Source organism: Synechococcus sp. HJ21-Hayes (assembly GCF_024345835.1).
In the GTDB taxonomy this organism is placed as follows: domain Bacteria; phylum Cyanobacteriota; class Cyanobacteriia; order PCC-6307; family Cyanobiaceae; genus Vulcanococcus.
The window spans coordinates 98803-116383 of record NZ_JAGQBW010000005.1; the positions used below are offsets into that span (position 1 = coordinate 98803).

At 68.6% G+C, this 17581-nt stretch carries 21 protein-coding genes and 1 pseudogene; 10 read left to right on the top strand and 12 right to left on the bottom strand.

Going from position 1 to position 17581, the window contains the following annotated elements; translation table 11 throughout:
* Positions 1-12: 12 nt before the first annotated feature.
* From KBZ14_RS15915 to KBZ14_RS05610, 3 genes and pseudogenes are all read right to left on the bottom strand, one after another.
* Positions 13-168, bottom strand: a complete 156-nt coding sequence (locus tag KBZ14_RS15915; protein WP_399210494.1) for a hypothetical protein — start codon at positions 166-168, stop codon at positions 13-15.
* 36 nt (positions 169-204) lie between these two features.
* Positions 205-420 (bottom strand): annotated as a pseudogene (locus tag KBZ14_RS15920) (DUF2752 domain-containing protein); the annotation flags it as partial.
* Between the two features lies 1 nt (position 421).
* Positions 422-1606: an NAD(P)H-quinone oxidoreductase subunit H gene (locus KBZ14_RS05610; RefSeq protein ID WP_255117324.1), complete on the bottom strand. Its 1185-nt coding sequence runs from the start codon at positions 1604-1606 to the stop codon at positions 422-424.
* A 67-nt stretch (positions 1607-1673) separates the two neighbouring features.
* Here KBZ14_RS05610 and rsmH point away from each other — a divergent pair, with 67 nt between their 5' ends.
* On the top strand, positions 1674-2555 hold the full coding sequence (gene rsmH / locus KBZ14_RS05615) for a 16S rRNA (cytosine(1402)-N(4))-methyltransferase RsmH (protein WP_399210530.1): 882 nt from the start codon (positions 1674-1676) through the stop codon (positions 2553-2555).
* Between the two features lie 3 nt (positions 2556-2558).
* Here rsmH and KBZ14_RS05620 read toward each other — a convergent pair whose 3' ends face one another.
* Entirely contained in the window at positions 2559-3335 is a 777-nt protein-coding gene (locus tag KBZ14_RS05620) for a hypothetical protein (RefSeq protein ID WP_255117325.1), read from the bottom strand.
* Positions 3336-3403: 68 nt separating this feature from the next.
* Between KBZ14_RS05620 and KBZ14_RS05625 the strand changes: the two genes are divergently transcribed.
* On the top strand, positions 3404-3955 hold the full coding sequence (locus KBZ14_RS05625) for a DUF456 family protein (RefSeq protein ID WP_255117326.1): 552 nt from the start codon (positions 3404-3406) through the stop codon (positions 3953-3955).
* Here KBZ14_RS05625 and KBZ14_RS05630 read toward each other — a convergent pair.
* Positions 3927-5081 carry a cysteine desulfurase family protein gene (locus KBZ14_RS05630; RefSeq protein WP_255117327.1) on the bottom strand — a complete coding sequence of 385 codons (1155 nt, stop codon included), beginning with the start codon at positions 5079-5081 and terminating at the stop codon, positions 3927-3929. The two genes, KBZ14_RS05625 and KBZ14_RS05630, sit on opposite strands and share 29 nt — an antisense overlap.
* Positions 5082-5122: 41 nt before the next feature.
* On the opposite strand from KBZ14_RS05630, the gene KBZ14_RS05635 reads away from it, so the two are divergent.
* From KBZ14_RS05635 to KBZ14_RS05645, 3 genes are read left to right on the top strand one after another with little or no spacing between them, the layout of a single operon-like run.
* The gene (locus tag KBZ14_RS05635) at positions 5123-5644 is read left to right on the top strand and encodes a hypothetical protein (protein WP_255117328.1); all 522 of its coding nucleotides are present in this window, start codon (positions 5123-5125) and stop codon (positions 5642-5644) included.
* A gap of 36 nt (positions 5645-5680) precedes the next feature.
* On the top strand, positions 5681-6430 hold the full coding sequence (locus KBZ14_RS05640; RefSeq protein WP_255117329.1) for a response regulator transcription factor: 750 nt from the start codon (positions 5681-5683) through the stop codon (positions 6428-6430).
* A 5-nt stretch (positions 6431-6435) separates the two neighbouring features.
* Complete coding sequence (locus tag KBZ14_RS05645) at positions 6436-7500, top strand: pseudouridine synthase (protein WP_255117330.1); 1065 nt, start codon at positions 6436-6438, stop codon at positions 7498-7500.
* On the opposite strand, the gene bchM is transcribed toward KBZ14_RS05645, so the two are convergent.
* Positions 7464-8177 (bottom strand): magnesium protoporphyrin IX methyltransferase, encoded by a 714-nt coding sequence (bchM, locus tag KBZ14_RS05650; RefSeq protein ID WP_255117331.1) that lies wholly within the window; start codon positions 8175-8177, stop codon positions 7464-7466. The two genes, KBZ14_RS05645 and bchM, sit on opposite strands and share 37 nt — an antisense overlap.
* Positions 8178-8219: 42 nt before the next feature.
* Positions 8220-9371, bottom strand: coding sequence for an N-acetylglucosamine-6-phosphate deacetylase (locus KBZ14_RS05655; RefSeq protein ID WP_255117332.1), 1152 nt, complete (start codon positions 9369-9371; stop codon positions 8220-8222).
* 64 nt (positions 9372-9435) lie between these two features.
* On the opposite strand from KBZ14_RS05655, the gene purE reads away from it, so the two are divergent.
* Both purE and KBZ14_RS05665 read left to right on the top strand, forming a co-directional pair.
* On the top strand, positions 9436-9978 hold the full coding sequence (purE, locus tag KBZ14_RS05660) for a 5-(carboxyamino)imidazole ribonucleotide mutase (protein WP_255117333.1): 543 nt from the start codon (positions 9436-9438) through the stop codon (positions 9976-9978).
* A 93-nt stretch (positions 9979-10071) separates the two neighbouring features.
* On the top strand, positions 10072-11154 hold the full coding sequence (locus KBZ14_RS05665; protein ID WP_255117334.1) for an AI-2E family transporter: 1083 nt from the start codon (positions 10072-10074) through the stop codon (positions 11152-11154).
* Here KBZ14_RS05665 and cysC read toward each other — a convergent pair.
* Genes cysC through KBZ14_RS05680 form a run of 3 tightly spaced genes read right to left on the bottom strand, consistent with a single transcriptional unit; the run spans position 11135 to position 12594 of the window.
* Entirely contained in the window at positions 11135-11785 is a 651-nt protein-coding gene (gene cysC, locus KBZ14_RS05670) for an adenylyl-sulfate kinase (protein WP_255117335.1), read from the bottom strand. The genes KBZ14_RS05665 and cysC overlap by 20 nt on opposite strands.
* 57 nt (positions 11786-11842) lie before the next feature.
* Positions 11843-12217, bottom strand: a complete 375-nt coding sequence (locus KBZ14_RS05675) for a diacylglycerol kinase (protein ID WP_255117336.1) — start codon at positions 12215-12217, stop codon at positions 11843-11845.
* Between the two features lie 44 nt (positions 12218-12261).
* Positions 12262-12594, bottom strand: a complete 333-nt coding sequence (locus KBZ14_RS05680; protein WP_255117337.1) for a translation initiation factor — start codon at positions 12592-12594, stop codon at positions 12262-12264.
* Positions 12595-12633: 39 nt separating this feature from the next.
* Here KBZ14_RS05680 and trpB point away from each other — a divergent pair, with 39 nt between their 5' ends.
* Complete coding sequence (gene trpB, locus KBZ14_RS05685) at positions 12634-13923, top strand: tryptophan synthase subunit beta (RefSeq protein WP_399210487.1); 1290 nt, start codon at positions 12634-12636, stop codon at positions 13921-13923.
* Here trpB and KBZ14_RS05690 read toward each other — a convergent pair.
* Positions 13920-14918, bottom strand: a complete 999-nt coding sequence (locus tag KBZ14_RS05690; RefSeq protein WP_255117405.1) for an HrcA family transcriptional regulator — start codon at positions 14916-14918, stop codon at positions 13920-13922. The two genes, trpB and KBZ14_RS05690, sit on opposite strands and share 4 nt — an antisense overlap.
* Before the next feature lie 42 nt (positions 14919-14960).
* Positions 14961-15305 carry a rhodanese-like domain-containing protein gene (locus KBZ14_RS05695; protein ID WP_255117338.1) on the bottom strand — a complete coding sequence of 115 codons (345 nt, stop codon included), beginning with the start codon at positions 15303-15305 and terminating at the stop codon, positions 14961-14963.
* Between the two features lie 81 nt (positions 15306-15386).
* Here KBZ14_RS05695 and KBZ14_RS05700 point away from each other — a divergent pair, with 81 nt between their 5' ends.
* The gene (locus tag KBZ14_RS05700) at positions 15387-16997 is read left to right on the top strand and encodes a DUF3352 domain-containing protein (RefSeq protein WP_255117339.1); all 1611 of its coding nucleotides are present in this window, start codon (positions 15387-15389) and stop codon (positions 16995-16997) included.
* The gene (gene sixA / locus KBZ14_RS05705) at positions 16997-17533 is read left to right on the top strand and encodes a phosphohistidine phosphatase SixA (protein WP_255117340.1); all 537 of its coding nucleotides are present in this window, start codon (positions 16997-16999) and stop codon (positions 17531-17533) included. The genes KBZ14_RS05700 and sixA overlap by 1 nt, the downstream gene beginning before the upstream one ends.
* Positions 17534-17581: the final 48 nt, after the last annotated feature.

Here is a 17581-nt window from a genome sequence, read left to right on the forward strand (position 1 = left end):
CACCGCTCCGAATTAGCAGGGCAGGAGCAGCTGCCTCACCCCCCAGTAGCCGAACAGCGCTAGAGCCAACGCGATGCCTGTGCGGCGTTGCCACGGCCGCCAGCGCGCCGGCAACAACCGTTGATGCCACAGGCTCCAGGCGCTCCAAGCCAGCAGGCCCACCGCCATCGCTGGGCCGAAGGCATGCAGTTGCAGCGAGCTGGTGAGGTGCCCCTGCAGGGCTTCGGCGGTAGCCCTGGTGAGAAAGCAGGTAGGACAGGGAATCCCCGTGAGTGCGCGGATCGGGCACGACCAGCCCGGTAGGGATGGGTGCCCACCCTTGAGCCAAAGCGCGCCAGTGAGTGTCCCAGGCAGCAGAAACCCTGCGTGGCGGAGCTGGCGAAAAAAGCGATTCAGGATGACCGTGGGCTGGGGCCGCAGATCAGCGGTCCACTGAGCCCATGATCACGTCGATCGAGCCGAGGATCGCCATGATGTCGGCCACCTTGGCCCCCTTGAGAATGTGGGGCAGGATCTGCAGATTGCTGAAATCGGCGGCACGAATCTTGAAGCGCCATGGCGTCACGTCGTCGTTGCCCTGGATGAACACGCCGACCTCACCCTTGCCGGATTCGAGCCGCGTGTAGAGCTCGCCACGGGGGATCTTGAAGGTGGGTGCCACCTTTTTGGCAACGATCTGATAATCGAAGCCGGCGAATTCACTGCCCTTGCCTTCGGCCATCCGATGGGCCTCTAGGTTTTCCGTGGGACCTCCGGGGATCATGGCGCAGGCCTGGCGCAGGATCTTCAGGGACTCGCGCATTTCCTGAATGCGCACCTGGTAGCGGGCGTAGCAGTCGCCCTCGGTGCGCCAGGCCACGTCCCAGTCGAAGTCGTCGTAGCACTCGTAGTGATCCACCTTGCGCAGGTCCCAGGGCACGCCTGAGGCGCGCAGCATCGGGCCCGACAGGCTCCAGTTGATCGCCATCTCGCGGCTGATCACGCCCAGTCCTTCGATTCGACGACGGAAGATCGGGTTGTTGGTGATCAGTTTTTCGTATTCATCGATCTTAGGGCCGAACCAATCGCAGAAGTCCAGGCACTTCTCCAGCCAGCCGTAGGGGAGGTCGGCGGCTACCCCACCGATGCGGAAGTAGTTGTTGTTGATGAGCCGCTGGCCGGTGGCCGCTTCCCATAGGTCGTAGATCATCTCCCGCTCGCGGAAGATGTAGAAGAAGGGCGTCTGCGCGCCCACATCGGCCAGGAAGGGGCCAAGCCAGAGCAGGTGGTTGGCGATGCGGTTGAGCTCCAGCATCAACACGCGGATGTAGCTGGCGCGCTTCGGCACCGGCACATTGGCCAGCCGCTCCGGGGCGTTCACCACGATCGCCTCGTAGAACATGCCGGCCGCATAGTCCATGCGGCTCACGTAAGGCACGAACATCACGTTCGTGCGGTTCTCAGCGATCTTCTCCATGCCGCGGTGGAGGTAGCCGATCACCGGCTCGCAGTCCACCACGTCCTCGCCGTCGAGGGTCACCACGAGCCGCAGCACCCCGTGCATGGAGGGGTGATGGGGGCCGAAGTTCACCACCATCGGCTCCGTGCGCGTTTCCAGCTGCGTCATGGGGCCGGGGCCTGAGGAATCGAATGCCGGGATCTTAGGAAGGAAGAGCCCGTTGCTTTGTCGGTCCCTGGCGCAGGTCTTCGATCACGTGCCGGTGCTGGCGGAGCAGGTGCTGGCTAGCTTCCAGGAGCTGCCGGCAGCGGGCGGCCTCCTGATCGACTGCACCCTGGGGGGCGGAGGCCACAGCGCCTTGCTGTTGCAGGCCCATCCCCAGCTGCGCCTTGTGGGTCTGGATCAGGACCCCACCGCCCGCGCCGCTGCTGCGGAGCGCCTGGCAGCCTTTGGCGATCGGGTCACGATCGTGGCCACGAACTTCGCTGATTACTGCCCCGCCGAGCCCGCTCTGGCGGTGTTGGCTGATCTGGGGGTGAGCAGTCCCCAATTGGATGTGGCGGCGCGGGGCTTCAGCTTCCGCAGCGACGGTCCGCTGGACATGCGCATGAACACCGAGGCCGGTGAAACGGCGGCGGCGTTGATCGAGCGCCTTGATGAAGCCGCCCTAGCGGATCTGATCTATGCCTATGGCGAGGAGCGGCTCTCCCGCCGCATTGCCCGAAAGATCAAGGAGCACCTTGCCGAGCAGGGCCCCTTCAGTGGCACCGCCGGATTGGCCTACGTGATCGCTGGTTGTTACCCGCCCAAGGCGCGGCGGGGCCGCATCCATCCCGCCACCCGCAGCTTTCAGGCCCTGCGCATTGCCGTGAACCAGGAGCTGGAGGTGCTGGATCGCCTGCTGGCCCAGGCGCCCGATTGGCTGCAGCCGGGTGGCCTGTTCGGCGTGATCAGCTTCCACTCGCTGGAGGATCGCCGGGTGAAAACGGCGTTTGTGGGCGATGGGCGCCTACAGCGCGTGACCCGTAAACCCCTCACGGCCACGGAGGAGGAGGAAAGCTCCAACCCCCGCAGCCGCTCGGCAAAATTGCGGGTCGCCCGTCGGCGCGAGCCCTGAGCCTCAGCCCTCGGAGGCGGAGAGCAGGCCGGTGTGGTCCTGGCTGCCAAACAGCTGGCGGTAGGCGGCGGTGCTGATGCAGATCATCACGGGCACCACCACAAACAGGCCGCCGTAGCTGAACAGGGCGGCGATGCCATGGATGATGGCCTCCACAATGGCGAGCCACAGCACCATCCACCAGCTGGGATTCACGCCCTTAAGGCCGGCCTGCAGGGTTTCCGCAGGACGTTTCACGCCGAACAGGGAGAGCTGAATCAGGAACTTCTGGGTGATCAGGAACCAGATGTAGAAGATCCCGAACACAATCACCGGCAGGGCGGTCAGGGCTGCATTCAGGTTGCCGAGGCCCGTGCCGATCAGCCCGGCGATGAGGGCCACGAGGCCCACCACGATGGCGAGGAGAATGGCCGATAGCAGCAGGCGGCCACTGGCGGCCCCATCCCAGCGGGTGAAATGGCGGAAGGAGGGTTTGGTGCCTTCCAGGCTCAGCCAGGCCCCACGGCTCAAGCCCACCACGGCCCAGAGGGCCACCACCACATAGCCAACGAGGCCCACTACCAGGCTGATGCCGGCGGCCACGGGGTGGAGAACGGCAGGTTCCGGCCCGTTCAGGCGCACGGCGCCGGCCACCAGCAGGGCGGCGAAGGGAGTCATCACCACCAGCACCAGGGCCTGGAACAGCAGGAAGGCCCAGGGGGCACGGCAGAAGGCGTGCCAGCCGTCTTCGACGGCCCGCAACACTTGAAGGTTGTTGGTGCCGGGGGTGGGAAGGCCCATGATCCATGGCGAGATGGTCAGAACGTAGCGATGGCCACGGTTTTTGCCAGGGGGGTTGTCAGGTTTTGATGAGCAGCAGCGATTGGGCCTGGTGGGCTGCCCTGCTGATCCAGGTGTTGGCCATCCCCGGCACCCTGTTCCCGGTGTTGCCTGGCCTGGTGCTGTTGCCCGTCGGTGCCCTGCTGTGGTGCTGGGTGGTGGGTTTCGCCGTGGGCTGGCCCACCCTGGCGCTGGCAGTGGTGCTGCTGCTTCTGGGCTGGGGCGCTGATCTGTTGGGGGTGCTGTTGGGGGCCGCCCGGCTGCAGGCCAGCCGCTGGGCCTATGTCGGCGCGGCCGCTGGCCTGGTGTTGGGCCTGGTGGGGCTGCTGCCGGCCCTGCCCCTGGGGGGTCCCTTGCTGGGGGCTCTGGTGGGGCCATTGCTGGGTGCCGCCTTGGGGGAACTGTTGGCGGAACTGGGGGCGCGGCGCCGCGCCGGTGTCGAGCTGCTGCGCCGTTCAGTTGTGGTGGGATTGGCGGTGGTGAGCGGCATGCTCGTGAGCAAGCTGGCCCAGGTGCTGCTGGCCCTGATTGGCGTGTTGGGTTTTGTGGTCCTCAGCCTCTGGGGGCCCGCAGGCGTGTAACGGCTGCCGTCACCGCCGCGATGGCCTGGTCGATCTCTGCCGCGTAGGTTCCGCGCCCCAGGCCAAAGCGAATCGAGGCCTCGGCTTCGGAGCGGCTCAGGCCGAGGGCGGCGAGCACGTGGGAGGGCGAACCGCTGCTGCAGGCGGAGCCGCCGCTCACCGCCAGGTCATGGCGCAGAGCGCTGTGCAGGGCCGTGCCGTTCACGCCGCCCACGCTCACGTTCAGGTTGTGGGCCAGCCGGGGGGTGGCGGCGCCGTTGAGGCGGATGTCGCCGAGCTGCTCGAGCCCGGTCAGGAGTCGGTCCCGCAGGGCAGCGAGCCGCTCGGCCCGGGCGTCGCGATCCGCGGCCGCCAGCTCCAGGGCTTTGGCCAGGCCCACGATCAGGGGCACCGGCAGCGTGCCGGCCCGCAGACCCCGCTCCTGACCACCGCCGTGCAGTTGGGGGGCCAGCACCACGTTGGGGGCGAGCACCAGGGCGCCGATGCCCTTGGGCCCGTAGAGCTTGTGGCCGCTGAAGCTCAGCAGGTGGATTCCCAGCGCGGCCGGCTGCAAGGCGATGTGCCCCACGGCCTGGGCTCCATCGGAGTGGAACAAAATCCCTCGGCGGCGGCAGAGGGCGCCGATGGCCGCCAGGGGCTGTAGCACGCCAATCTCATTGTTGGCGGCCATCACGCTCACCGCCAAGGTGCTGGGTTGTAGTGCCGCCTCCAGCTCGGCTAGATCCACCAGGCCATCCCCCTGCACCTGCAGCACGCTGAGTTCGAAGCCCAGCTGCCCCAGGTAGCGCAGGGGGTCGAGCACGGCCCGGTGCTCCGTGGCGAGCGTGATCAGATGGCGGCGCGAGCCCCCCGCCGCCAGTTCGGCCTCCGCCAGGCCCTTGAGGGCGAGGTTGTTGGCCTCGGTAGCGCCGCTGGTGAATACCACCGCTTCAGGGGCCACCCCCAGGTGGTTAGCGATCTGGGCGCGGGCCTGCTCCGCGGCGGCGGTAGCTAGTAGGCCTGGCCGGTGCAGGCGGCTGGCGGGATTGGCGAACTCGGTACTCCACCAGGGCGCCATCGCCTCCACCACCGCCGGATCGCACGGGGTGGTGGCCTGGTGGTCGAGGTAGGTGACGGCAGTTGGCATGCCGCTCCATGCTGGCAAGCACGGCTGCTCCGTGCCCTCCCATGGCTCGTTCTCTTGCTCCCCTGGTGGCTCCGGGGCTGTTGGTGGTTGGCCTGGCGGCGGCGGGATTCTGGCCGGTATCAGCGGATCAGGGCAGTCTCTCCAATCCCCAGGAGCAGCGCCCTCAGGGCCTGGTGCTGCTGCGGCAATGGCAAACCATGGAGGGCGAGCATGCCATCGGCGTCTACGGCGCCAAAGTGGATCCGGCGGAGGCCACGGCCCGCACCATTGTTGTGTGGCTTGAAACGCCCACGGGTGTGAAACTCGCCACCGACACCCTGCGTTGCAGTCCGGCGGCGCCCATGCGGCTCACCCGCCAGGGCCGGGCCTTGCTGATCAAGGAGCTCAACCCCGGCGGCGGCGTGACGGACGCCAACCGCCTCGATCATCAGATCTGGTGGGCGGCCTGTTTCCCGGCGCAGGCCGGCAAGGATCCCGCCACTCTGGGGGCCGTGGCACGCCAGTTGGGCTACTCCGGCCAACTGCGCGAGCAGCAGCAGGTGCTTCCCGGCAACCCTCGATAGATTGCGGCCACAGCCTTCGTGCACCCCAGCGGGCCCATGAGCCTCGATCCCGATCTCCAGCCCGCCCCAGACGCCAGCGCCGAGCTGCCGGCTCCTTCCCCAGCGCGGCTTCTGCTGGTGGACGACGAGCCCGGCCTGCGCACCGCTGTGCAGACCTACCTCGAAGATGAGGGCTTCCAGGTGACCACCGCCGTCGATGGTGAGGACGGCTGGACCAAGGCCCAGGAACTGCTGCCCGACCTGGTGATCAGCGACGTGATGATGCCCCGCCTCGATGGCTACGGGCTGCTCAAGAAGCTGCGGGCCGATGAGCGCCTCGGTGGCACGCCGGTGATTTTTCTCACTGCCAAGGGGATGACGGCCGATCGCATCGAGGGGTTTCAGGCCGGCGCCGACGACTACATCCCCAAGCCCTTCGATCCCGATGAGCTGGTGGCCCGGGTGCACAACGTGGTGCGCCGTCAGGAGCGACTGCTGGCGGAGGCCGCCCGCTACGCCGATGCTGATATCGGCCAGATGGCCAAGCAGATCACCGAGATCCGCTCGATGCTCACCGGCAGTGGCTCGAAAAAGGCTGCCGGTCCCGTGCGCCACGAGTTCACTCCCCGCGAGGCCTCGGTGCTGCAGCTGGTGGCCGAGGGAATGATGAACAAGGAGATCGCAAGGCGGCTGGAAACGTCGATCCGGAATGTGGAGAAGTACGTGAGCCGCCTGTTCACCAAAACCGGCACCGCCAGCCGCACGGAACTGGTGCGCTACGCCCTCGAACACGGCCTGGTGGACTGAGCGGCTTGCCCGACACCCAGCCATCCCTGTCTCCTGGCTGGTTGCCGGCAGCCCTGAATCAGGGCCACACCTATCGCGATCGGGTGCGGCCGGAGGATCTGCCGGCCGCTGCGGTGGAGACCCCGCTGCTGGTGAGTGCCTTCTACGCCGTCCGCTACCGCCACTCGGATCGGGCGGTGTGGAGCGAGCGGCTGCTGGCTGGCGAGATCTGGCGGAACGGCCAACAGCTCCGGGCCGATGGGCCCCTCGGCGCCGGTGATCGGCTGCAGTGGCATCGGCCCCCCTGGCAGGAGCCCGCCGTGCCGGTGCTGCCCCAGGCCGCCGTGGTGTTCGACGACGGTGACCTGCTGGTGCTCAACAAGCCCAGTGGCCTGCCGGTGCTCCCTGCCGGTGGCTTTCTCGCGCACACGCTGTTGGCCCAGCTGGAGCGGCTCTGGCCCGGGGCCCGGCCCGTGCATCGCCTGGGACGCTTCACCAGCGGCCTGCTGGTGTGTGCCCGCCAACCGGCCACGCGGGCCTGGTTGAGCGCTCTGTTGCGGGACAGCACGGGCGGCGGCGCTGGCGTACCCGCAGATCGGTGCCGCAAGCTCTACCGCGCCCTCACGGCTCCCTTGCCGCCTGATTGGTCGGTGGCCGAGAGCCGCCCCCTCACCACGGCCATCGGCCGCCGTCCCCATCCCCTGCTGGGGCAGATCTGGTGTGCTGTTTCCGCGCACGAACCCGGCGCCTTGGCGGCCAGCAGCCAACTCACCCTGTTGGAACGCCGCTCGGAGGCATGCCTGGTGGAGGTGGCGATTGCCAGTGGCCGACCCCACCAGATCCGGATTCACACGGCGGCCATGGGAGCGCCTTTACTGGGTGATCCGCTTTATCTGCCTGGTGGTGCGGCCTGCCCGGAGGTGGTGCCTGGAGCCGGTGGCTATCACCTCCATGCCCACCGTCTCCGGTTGGTCACCACGGCTGGAGAGCACTTGGCACTCGAGGCCCCGCTGGCGCCATATCTCGAGCGCAATGGACCGGGCCGCTGCGATGATCAGGCCCGTTCGAAGGCGATCAGGCGGGAGAAGTAAAACGGGGCCTTGTTGAGGCTGCGGCGCACGGGTTTGAAGCCGGCTTCGGCGGCGGCGGCCACGATGCCGGCCTCCCTAAGGGTGTAGGCGCGGGTGGTCTTGCTGGGGCCGGGGAACAGCTGGCCGATGCCCTTGAGCAGCGCCAGCAGCGGCGTGTAGGGGGCAAAGCTCACGATCAGGTTGCGTTCTGCCATCGAGGCCAGATGGCGCACCATGTCTTCAGCGGGCTGCTGGGGGTAGTGGATGAACACGTCCAGGCAGATCACCGTGTCGTAGCGGCCGCTGAGGCTCTCGAGATCGGAAGCCAGGAAGCTGATGCGGCCCGGGGCGATGCCGGCGTCGCCGGCGCGGCGCTCCGCCTCCTGCACCATCGCGGCCGACAGATCCGAGGCGGCGATCGAGCCGGCGCCCAGCTGGGCCAGGGGCAGGGTTAGGCTGCCCACGCCACAGCCGGCATCGCAGAAGCTGCGTGCGGCCAGGTTCCCCTGCTCCTGCAGCCAGGCCAGCACGTTGTCCACCGTTTTCTGGTGGCCGATCCGGATGTTGCGCTGCACCCGGTTCACGTCATCGCTTTCGCTGTAGATGCGGTTCCAGCGATCGAAACCGGTGGTTTCGAAGTAGCCCTTCACCTCAGCCTTTTCGGTCTGTTTGGCGTCTAGCAGCTGCTCGGCGGGCATCGGGTTGGGCCTGGGCGTGGGGGGATGTGGCGCGGATCCTATTCAGGCCGCCCGTTGCCAGAGCAAGTCCGTGCCGTCGCCGCTCCAGCGCAGGGTCTCCTGGAGGGGCAGTCCCAACAGCAGCTGCTCGATGGGGCGGCTGTCCCCCAGCACTCGCCGCGGCAGCACCGTGGCGGCGGCGATGGCCAAAGGGGCGTCGCCACTCCAGCGGGCCAGGCGGCCCACGGCCTCCAGCAGCGGCAGGGTCACCCCCGCCAGGGTGCCGTCCTCCAGGCGGCAGCTGCCCTGCGCCACGATCAGGGGCCGCTCATCCCAGCGGTGGGTGCCATCGGCCAGGCCGTAGGGCGCCAGGGCATCACTCACCAGCACCACTTGCTGGGGGAGCAGGCGCTGCAGCAGCACCGCCATGGAAGGGGCCACATGCACCCCATCGGCAATCAGTCCCAGGGCCACATCGCCCCGCAGGGCGGCGGCGGCAATTGGGCCCGGGGCCCGGTGGTGCAGGCCCGCCATGGCGTTGAGGGCATGGGTCACCATGCCCACGCCGGCCTGGAAGGCGGTGGCGGCCTGCTGCTCGTTGGCTTCGCTGTGGCCCAGGCTCACCACGATGCCCTGAGCCCGTAGGGCCGCGATCACCTCAGCGGCTCCTTCCAGCTCCGGCGCCAGGGTCATCAGGTCAATGTCCTGCTCGAAGCCGCCGATCCGTTCCTGCAGGGCCGCCAGGCTTGGCGTCGCCAGGTGCTGTGCCGGGTGGGCACCCCGGCGGGCCCTGGCCAGGAACGGACCCTCCAGGTGGGCCCCCAGCAACAGGCAGCGCCCGGGCCGGTGGCTCTCGCGGGCCTCCCGCAACACCGTCAGGGCCTGGCGCAGGTCGGCCACACCGCAGGTGACCAGCGTGGGACAGATGGCCTCCACGCCGTCGCGCCAGAGCAGCTCCAGCAGCTCTACCAGTCGGGGTAGATCACGGGGCGTGAGCTCCGGGAAGGCCAGGCCCAGGCCTCCGTTGATCTGGAGGTCGATGCCGGCGGGGCTGAGCCAGTCGCCCTGCCAGTCGTCGCCGGCGGCGCAGCTGCCCGGCGCCAGGGGTTCCACCACGGTGATCTGTTGCAGGGCGTCGAGGCCCACCCGCCACTGCCGCGGGCTGCCGCCTGGGGGCATCGCCTCCGGCAGGCGTACATTGCTGAGCCAGCGCATGGCGGTGCGGTTGAGGCCGGGGACGGGAGGATGCCATCCTCGCTGCCTTCTGGGGGTCTTGCCCATGGCCGATCACAGCACCGCATCCGCTACGCCGCGGGTGGCCGTGGTGATGGGCAGTGATTCCGATCTGCCCACCATGCAGCCGGCGGTAGAGATGCTCGAGCGCTTCGGCGTGGCCTGCGAGGTGCGGGTGCTCTCGGCCCATCGCACGCCCCTGGAGATGGTGGCCTTCGCCCAGCAGGCTGCCGGCCGCGGCTTCCAGGTGATCATTGCCGGCGCCGGTGGCGCCGCCCACCTGCCGGGCATGGTGGCCTCGCTCACCACTCTGCCGGTGATCGGTGTGCCGGTCCAGACCCGGGCGCTCTCAGGGGTGGATTCGCTCCACTCGATTGTGCAGATGCCTGCGGGCATTCCCGTGGCCACTGTGGCCATCGGCAATGGGGCCAACGCGGGTCTGCTGGCCGCCCAGATCCTCGCCATCGCCGATGCACCGCTGAGCGAGCGCGTGGCGGCCTACCGCCAGGGCCTGCACGATCAGGTGGTGGCCAAAGATGCCAAGTTGCTCGAGCTGGGCAGCGCCGCCTACCTGGCCCAGATGCCCTAGGCCCGGAACCAACAGTCCTGCTGAATAGCGGCCGCTGCCTTGGCAGGCCTAGGTCATGGCCGCCAAGCTGAGGGCCTAAGCCCCTGGACGCCCATGCTTGAGCGGCTGGTTCTTCCCCTATGGCTGAGGCTCAGTCTTGCCCTGCCGCTGTTGGTGCTCAATCTGTGGGTGCTGCGCCAGTTGTTGGTGCCCCTGGCGCCATTCCCGGCCCTGTTCCTGGGGGCTGCGCTGATTGCGTTTCTGCTCGATCTGCCGACCCGTTGGCTCCATGCCCGGGGCCTGCCCCGGGGGCTGGCTGTGCTGGCGGTGGTTGGTCTGGGACTGGGGCTGCTGGTGCTCGCGGCCATCTGGCTGGTGCCCCGCTTGATCGAGCAGCTGGGGGAATTGATCAATGCCTTGCCCGCCTGGTTGGTGCAAGGGGAGCACTGGCTGGATCAGCTGGAGGGCTGGGCTGCAGAGCGGCGGCTGCCCACGGAGTTCACCAACCTCAGCAGCACCCTGCTGGCCAGGGCCAGCCAGCTGGCGAGTCAGCTCAGCCAGCGCCTGCTGGGTTTGCTGGGGGCCACCTTGAGCCTCACCGTGAACACGGTGATCGTGGCGGTACTGGCGGTGTTTCTGCTGCTGGGAGGTGAAACCATCGTGGCGGGTTTGTCCCGCTGGCTGCCCCAGAGAGCCCGGGAGCTGGTGCTGACGACCCTTGGCCGCACCTTCCGGGGCTATTTCGCTGGCCAGGTGGTGCTGGCCCTGATCCTCAGTGCGGCCCAGATGGTGGTGTTCACCTTGCTGGGGATTCCCTATGGCGTGCTGTTCGCCGTGGTGATTGGCCTCACCACCCTGATTCCCTATGCCAGTGCTCTCACCATCGTTCTAGTGAGCACCCTGCTGGCCCTGGATGACCCACGCACCGGTGCGGAGGTGCTGGCGGCTGCCATCACAGTGGGGCAGGTGGTGGATCAGGTGATCCAGCCCCGGCTGATGGGCAGCATCGTGGGCTTGCAGCCCGCCTGGTTGTTGGTGTGTCTGCCCATCGGGGCGCGTGTGGGCAGCTTGATGGGCTTGGGCGATCTGCTGGGCCTACTCCTGGCTGTGCCGGTAACCAGTTGCTTCAAGACGTTCCTCGATGCCTGGGCCGACAGCAGGGGGGTGCCGGAGGTGCTCAGGCTGCCTGAGGAATGATGGCCTTGGCCTGGAGATAGGTGATCACTTGCGTCACCGAGTCCTCCAGGGTTTGGCTGCCGGTATCCACCCGCAGCTCGGGATGCTCGGGTGCCTCGTAGGGGCTGGAGATGCCGGTGAACTCCTGGATTTCGCCGGCACGGGCCTTGGCGTAGAGGCCCTTGGTGTCGCGCTGCTCGCACACGTCCAGGTTGGCGGCGCAGTGAATCTCGATGAAGTCGCCGGCGGCCACTAGGGCGCGGGCCTTGTCGCGGTCTGCCTTGAACGGCGACACGAAGGCGGTGAGCACGACCACGCCCGCATCGAGGAACAGCTTGCTCACCTCGCCGATGCGGCGGATGTTCTCCTCGCGGGCGGCATCGGAGAAGCCCAGGTCCTTGCAAAGGCCGTGGCGCACGTTGTCACCGTCGAGCACGTAGCAGGAGAGCCCACGCGCAAACAGGGCGGAGTTCACGGCGTTGGCCAGGGTGCTCTTGCCGGCGCCGCTCAGACCGGTGAACCAGAGGATGGCGCTGCGGTGGCCGCGTTGCCGGGCCCGGGCTGCCCTGTCCACCGAGGTGTGGTGCCAGGCGATGTTGCTGGAGGCTCCCTGGGTGGTCAGTTCGCCGTAGGGGACCGTGGGGGCGGTCATTGCGCTCTGCTGCAGGCTGATGGGCCAAGTATCCCCCGCTGCCCGCGCCGGTCGGCCTCAGGCCCGGCCGGAGAACAACAGTCGCCAGGCCTCCAGCACCATCACGCCCATCCAGGCGAGGATGCAGAGCCCCACGGCTGCCGCAGCGATGTCCTTGGTGGCGCCGATCTGCGGCGCCCGATCGGGCTGTACATAGTCACATAGCTCTTCAATGGCGGTGTTCAGCAGCTCGGCCGCTAGCACCAGGGCCGTGGCCACCAGCAGCAGCCCGAAGTCCACCCAGGAGCGCTGGACAAAGGCCACCGCCAACAACACCACGGAAACCAGGAGCTTGTAGGCCACCGCTGTGTCACGCATCGCCAAGCGCAGTCCATGCAGGGCCACGCGGCATTTGCGCAGGGGGTCGTAGGGCCTGGGATGAGTGGCGGGCACCCATCCATTTTGTGGGTGTGCACTCAACGGCGCCACAGGGCGCCTCAGCCCCCCGCCTGTTTGGGCCGGTAGCCGGCCTTCTCCAGGGCGGCCAGGGCCGGGGTCACCTGGTCGCCCTGGAGCTCAATTACCCCGTCCTTCACGGTGCCGCCCGTGCCGGCGGCGGCCTTGAGCTGTTTCAGCAAGGCCTTGAGCTCGGCTTCCGGCGCCTCCAGTCCGGTGATGGCCGTTACCAGTTTTCCGCCTTTGCCCGCCTTGGTGCGTTGCACCCGCACCCGCTGCTGGGCCTTGGGGGTGAGCCCGCCAGTCTCAGCGCCGGCCACGCCCCGCTCCAGGCTTTCCGGCCTGCTGAATTCCTGCCAGCCGCCCTTGGCCATGGCTGCTTCTTACGCTGCAGTGATCTTGCTCCGCCGCTGGTGACCAGCACCGTTCCCCCTGTGTCCACTGCCAGCGGCCTGTCTTCCGTCAGCGGCCCCGATCCCAGCGCCCTGGAGCTGGCGGCGCGCCCCAACAGCCTGGGCCGCTACGGCCAGTTCGGCGGCCAGTACGTGCCGGAAACCCTGATCCCCGCCCTGGCCGAGCTGGAGCAGGCGGCCGCCGAGGCCTGGAAGGATCCGGCCTTCACCGATCGGTTGAACCATCTGCTGCGCACCTATGTGGGGCGCCCCAATCCCCTCTATGAGGCCGAGCGCCTCACCGAGCACTACCGCCGCGCCGAGGGCGGTCCGCGCATCTGGCTGAAGCGCGAAGACCTGAACCACACCGGCGCCCACAAGATCAACAACGCCCTGGGGCAGGCGCTGCTGGCCCTGCGCATGGGCAAGCAGCGGATCATCGCCGAAACCGGCGCTGGCCAGCACGGCGTGGCCACGGCCACCGTGTGCGCCCGCTTCGGCCTGGAGTGCGTTGTGTACATGGGCGCCGAAGACATGCGCCGCCAGGCCCTGAATGTGTTCCGCATGCGCCTGCTGGGGGCCAGGGTGCAACCCGTGACGGCGGGCACCGCCACCCTCAAGGACGCCACCAGCGAGGCCATCCGCGACTGGGTGACCAACGTGGAGACCACCCACTACATCCTTGGCTCGGTGGCGGGCCCCCACCCCTTCCCGATGCTGGTGCGTGATTTCCACGCCGTGATCGGTGAGGAAACCAAACGCCAGTGCCACGAGGCCTTCGGCCGCAATCCTGATGTGCTGGTGGCCTGCGTGGGCGGCGGCTCCAATGCCATGGGCCTGTTCCATCCCTTCGTGCAGGACACGGCCGTGCGCCTGGTGGGGGTGGAGGCCGCCGGTGATGGCGTGGCCACCGGCCGCCATGCCGCCACCATTACCGAGGGCCGCGTTGGGGTGTTGCACGGTGCCATGAGCCTGCTGCTGCAGGACGATGAAGGCCAGGTTCAGGAGGCCCATTCGATCAGCGCCGGCCTTGATTACCCCGGCGTGGGCCCCGAGCACAGCTACCTGAAAACGATCGGCCGGGCTGAATACGGCGCTGTGACTGACGCCGAGGCCCTGGATGCCCTGCAGCTCCTCTGCCGCCTGGAGGGCATCATTCCGGCCCTGGAAACGGCCCACGCCTTCGCCTGGCTGGAGAAGCTCTGCCCCACACTGGCCCCTGGCACCGAGGTGGTGCTCAACCTGTCGGGCCGCGGCGACAAGGACGTGAACACCGTGGCCGAGAAGCTCGGCGACGCCATGGGCGGTTAGCCCAGCAGCCGCTCCAGGCTGCTGGCCACGGACTGCACGGCCGAGCGTGCGGTGGCGTAGGCCATGCGCATCGGACCCACCAGGGCCACCTGGCCCACTCCACCGGTTCCCGTGCAGTAGCGGGCCTGCACGACCGCGCACTGCTTCAGGGCCGGGTGGGGGTGTTCCGAGCCAATCCACACGCCGCCCAGGTGCAGGGCTCCCTCGGCCTGCAGCAGCTGCTGGGGCTGTTCTTCCACCAGCTGCAGCAGGGGCCGGAGGCTCGCGGTGCGGCTGAATTCCGGTTGGCTCAGTAAGCCACCTAGGCCTAGGGCCACCGCGCTCTCCTGCTCTGCAGTCCTGGCCTCCCGATGGCTGCGCAGGGCCTGGCGCAACAGTTCACCGCTCAGCCGCAGCTGCGGTGGTAGGCAGGCCCAGTTGAGCGAGCCGGTTTCCAGCTGACCGGTGGCCCAGCGCTCCAGTGCCGGTAACTCGGCGGTTGCCGTGGCCGGCAGGCGAAGGTTGAGGCTGCTGGCCGCCGCGGCGTTCTCCACCAGAAACACCAGCAGCCGGTCGCCGCTGGGCACCAGCCTCAGGGCCTGCAGGCTGGGCTGCAAGCGCTGGGGCCGCGTGATCAGGCTGAGGAGGCCCGTGAGGTCGGCCAGGCGACGGGCTAGGTGCAGGAGCAGGTCGTCTAGGGCGGCCCACTGCAGGCTCAGACTCGTGAGTTCCCGCTCCAGTTGACCCGCTGCGGCTCCCGGTGCCGGCAGCAGGCAGTCCACGTAATGGCGGTAGCCCTGCTGGCTGGGCACCCGACCCGCGGACGTGTGGGGTTGGGTGAGCAGGCCCTTCTGCTCCAGGGCCCCCATGGCCGAGCGCACCGTGGCCGGACTGGCCTCCAGGCCGAAGCGGCGCACCAGGGTCTGGCTGCCCACCGGTTCGGTGGTGTCCACGTAGTGCCGCACGGTGGCCCGAAGCACCTCCTGTTGGCGGCGGGGCAGCACTTGCACAGCCAGAGGTGTCTAAACGGATGTGTAGGCGAGATCGTAGGCGTGCCGTCAGTAGCGCGGCACGCTCGGATCGGCCTCGACACTCCAGGCATCGATGCCGCCCTGCAGGTTCCACACCCGTTCAAACCCCTGGGTTTCCATTAGCCAGGAACCGAACTGCCAGCTGCGGATGCCGGCATGGCAGAGCACCACCACATCGCGATCCCGATCCAGCAGAGCAGGTAGCTGCTCCAGCCACTGGTCCGACTGACTGAGGGGCAGGTGAATCACCGGGTGGTTCAGGGCCGCCAGCTCAAGTTCCATGGGTTCGCGGACGTCGACCAGCTGCAAGGGCTCACCGGCCTCGAGGCGGGTTTTGAGGTGGCTGGCGCGCAGGCTGATGGGGCTAGGCATGGCCGCACCCTACCCAGCGCGATGGGGGGTGCCAAACACGGCCGCGATGCATAAAGATGAGGCCATTCCTGCGTGCGGCGCATGAAAGCCCGCCCCTTTCTGGCGGCATTACTGGCGGCGGCCCTGGCGTTGCTGGCTCTTGGTGGGGTCGCCTGGTGGCTCCTGCTCCAGCGCAGTCCCCTGAGCCTGCAGCAGCAGCGGCTTGTGCTGCCTGTGGCCGCGCGCTTCGTGCCCCGCACGGCTCCCCTGAGCCTCCACTGGTTGGTCGGGCCGGACCAGCCCGCCGCCTATGCCAGGGCCGTGGCCCCACCGCGCCAACGCCGCCAGGCTGCCGCGGCGGCCGATCGCCTGCGGGATGGGGCCTTTGCTGCTGCTGGCCTTGATTACGCCACCGAACTCGCGCCCTGGCTGGGGGGGCAGAGCAGCCTGGCCTTGCTTACGCCCCCAGGCGAGGAGGGTGAGCCTGGCTGGGTGCTCGCCCTGCGCAGTCGCGATAACGAGGGGGCACGGCGCTTCCTGCAGCGCTTCTGGCAAACCCGCAGCCTCGCTGGTACCGATCTCCAGATCACCAGCTATCGCGGTATGGGCCTGATCAGCGGCCGCGGCGCGCTGATCGGTCAGGACCCCAGACCTCTGGCCACGGCGCTGATCAACGACGACCTGGTGCTGATCGCCTCGGGTCGTGGAGCCCTGGAGCAGGCCCTGGACGTTTCCCAGATCGATGAGCTCAACCAGGCGGCCAGCCCCCAGCTCCAACAGGCCATTGCCCAATTGGGCAATGGCATTGCAGTCCTCACGGCCCGGCCCCAGGCCATGGAGCAGTGGCTAGGCCTGCCAGCGGGTGCCGCGAGTGCCGATTCGCCCCTCACGGAGCTTGTGGCATCGCTGCTGCCCTCCGGCCGAGGGCTGAGGCTCGAGGCCGTGCTCCAGCTCAATACCCCCTTGCCCCAGAACGCCCTCAGCGGCGGTGAGGGGCTGCTGCGCCAGCTGCATACCCCGGCCACCAGCCTGGCCCTGATCCAGAACCCCGCCCAGCTGTTGGCGCCGTCTGGGGGCAGTGCAGAGGCTCGGAACCCCTGGCAGGTCATTGCTGGCCCGCTGCTGGCCCAGGCCCTTGGCCGGGAGCAGGGGCCCTTGCCCACCCTGGTGGCGGCTGCCGATTCGGGGCCGCTGCTCTGGGCTCAGCAGCGGGAGGGTTGGTTACTGGGAACCCGCGGCGACACGCCCGATCCGCTCGAGCTCCAGGGTGCGCTGGAGTCTCAAGGGTTCTCAACCTCCCCGTTGCAGAGCAAGGGCCAGACCCTGCTCGCCTGGACCCAGTTGCAGTCGAAGCCGGTGAAGGGCAACCCCGATCAGTTGCAGGCCCGCCTGGCGGGTGCCCGGGCAGCTGATGCCGGCTTGGCCTGGTGGGGCCAGGGACTGGCCGTGCTCGACCAACAACAGGAGGGGCGCCAGGCCCCCCAGGCCCGTCAGCGGCAGCTGGATCAGTTGGACTCGCCGAAAGCCTCGGTGCAGTGGGCGATGGACGCCGCCATGGCTCGAGGCCTGCTGGAGCATTGGCAGCCCTGGCGCCTGCTCACCACCCTCTCCGGTTCGCCGCTCAGCGCCACAGTGGAGGGAGCTGCCCTGAGCCTGCAGGCCGAGGCGGAGACCAACGCTCTGCGGCTGCGCGGCCAGCTGGACTTGGGCTGATGGCAGGTCGTAAGAGGGAAGTGTTGCTGCTGCGCCACGGCATTGCCGAGGAGCGCGGTGAGGGGCTGGACGATGCCCAGCGGGCCCTGACGCCCCTGGGGCGTGAGCGCGCCGCCCGGGTGATCCAACGCCTGGTGGAGTGCGATCTGCTTTGTGATGTGGTGCTGAGCAGCCCCCTGGTGCGGGCCAGGCAGACGGCTGAGCTGGTGCGCGAGTTCGGGCTGGCCCCAGAGCTCGAGCTGGCCTCGGCCCTGGCCCCCCTGGCCGACCCCCTGCCCCTGTTGGAGCGCTGGCTCGGGCCTGTGTCCCCGCGTCCTGATTGGCAGCGCCTGGCGCTGGTGGGCCATGAGCCCGACCTGAGCACCTTGGCGGCCCTGCTGATCGGTGTTCCCATGGCGGCAGCGCCCCATGCCCTGCGCCTCAAGAAGGCCGGAGCGGCCCTGTTGCAGTGGCCCGTCAAGCCTGACGGCTCTCTGTTCGGCACGGCGCGCCTGAGCCTGTTGCTCACCCCCAAGAGCCTGCTGGCGAGCTCCTAGCGCCGCTACGCCCCTCTGCTGCCAGTGCTACGGAGTTGCAGCCGCGAG

What these genes read in the sequence shown, in the direction of transcription:
- KBZ14_RS05655 (WP_255117332.1), bottom strand. Translation starts at nt 9,371, where the DNA reads ATGCGCTGGCTCAGCAATGTACGCCTGCCGGAGGCGATGCCCCCAGGC.
- bchM (WP_255117331.1), bottom strand. Translation starts at nt 8,177, where the DNA reads ATGCCCGCCGAGCAGCTGCTAGACGCCAAACAGACCGAAAAGGCTGAG.
- KBZ14_RS05630 (WP_255117327.1), bottom strand. Translation starts at nt 5,081, where the DNA reads ATGCCAACTGCCGTCACCTACCTCGACCACCAGGCCACCACCCCGTGC.
- KBZ14_RS05680 (WP_255117337.1), bottom strand. Translation starts at nt 12,594, where the DNA reads ATGGCCAAGGGCGGCTGGCAGGAATTCAGCAGGCCGGAAAGCCTGGAG.
- KBZ14_RS05665 (WP_255117334.1), top strand. Translation starts at nt 10,072, where the DNA reads ATGCTTGAGCGGCTGGTTCTTCCCCTATGGCTGAGGCTCAGTCTTGCC.
- KBZ14_RS05635 (WP_255117328.1), top strand. Translation starts at nt 5,123, where the DNA reads ATGGCTCGTTCTCTTGCTCCCCTGGTGGCTCCGGGGCTGTTGGTGGTT.
- KBZ14_RS05610 (WP_255117324.1), bottom strand. Translation starts at nt 1,606, where the DNA reads ATGACGCAGCTGGAAACGCGCACGGAGCCGATGGTGGTGAACTTCGGC.
- purE (WP_255117333.1), top strand. Translation starts at nt 9,436, where the DNA reads ATGGCCGATCACAGCACCGCATCCGCTACGCCGCGGGTGGCCGTGGTG.
- KBZ14_RS05700 (WP_255117339.1), top strand. Translation starts at nt 15,387, where the DNA reads ATGAAAGCCCGCCCCTTTCTGGCGGCATTACTGGCGGCGGCCCTGGCG.
- KBZ14_RS05625 (WP_255117326.1), top strand. Translation starts at nt 3,404, where the DNA reads ATGAGCAGCAGCGATTGGGCCTGGTGGGCTGCCCTGCTGATCCAGGTG.
- sixA (WP_255117340.1), top strand. Translation starts at nt 16,997, where the DNA reads ATGGCAGGTCGTAAGAGGGAAGTGTTGCTGCTGCGCCACGGCATTGCC.
- KBZ14_RS15915 (WP_399210494.1), bottom strand. Translation starts at nt 168, where the DNA reads ATGGCGGTGGGCCTGCTGGCTTGGAGCGCCTGGAGCCTGTGGCATCAA.
- KBZ14_RS05695 (WP_255117338.1), bottom strand. Translation starts at nt 15,305, where the DNA reads ATGCCTAGCCCCATCAGCCTGCGCGCCAGCCACCTCAAAACCCGCCTC.
- cysC (WP_255117335.1), bottom strand. Translation starts at nt 11,785, where the DNA reads ATGACCGCCCCCACGGTCCCCTACGGCGAACTGACCACCCAGGGAGCC.
- KBZ14_RS05640 (WP_255117329.1), top strand. Translation starts at nt 5,681, where the DNA reads ATGAGCCTCGATCCCGATCTCCAGCCCGCCCCAGACGCCAGCGCCGAG.
- KBZ14_RS05620 (WP_255117325.1), bottom strand. Translation starts at nt 3,335, where the DNA reads ATGGGCCTTCCCACCCCCGGCACCAACAACCTTCAAGTGTTGCGGGCC.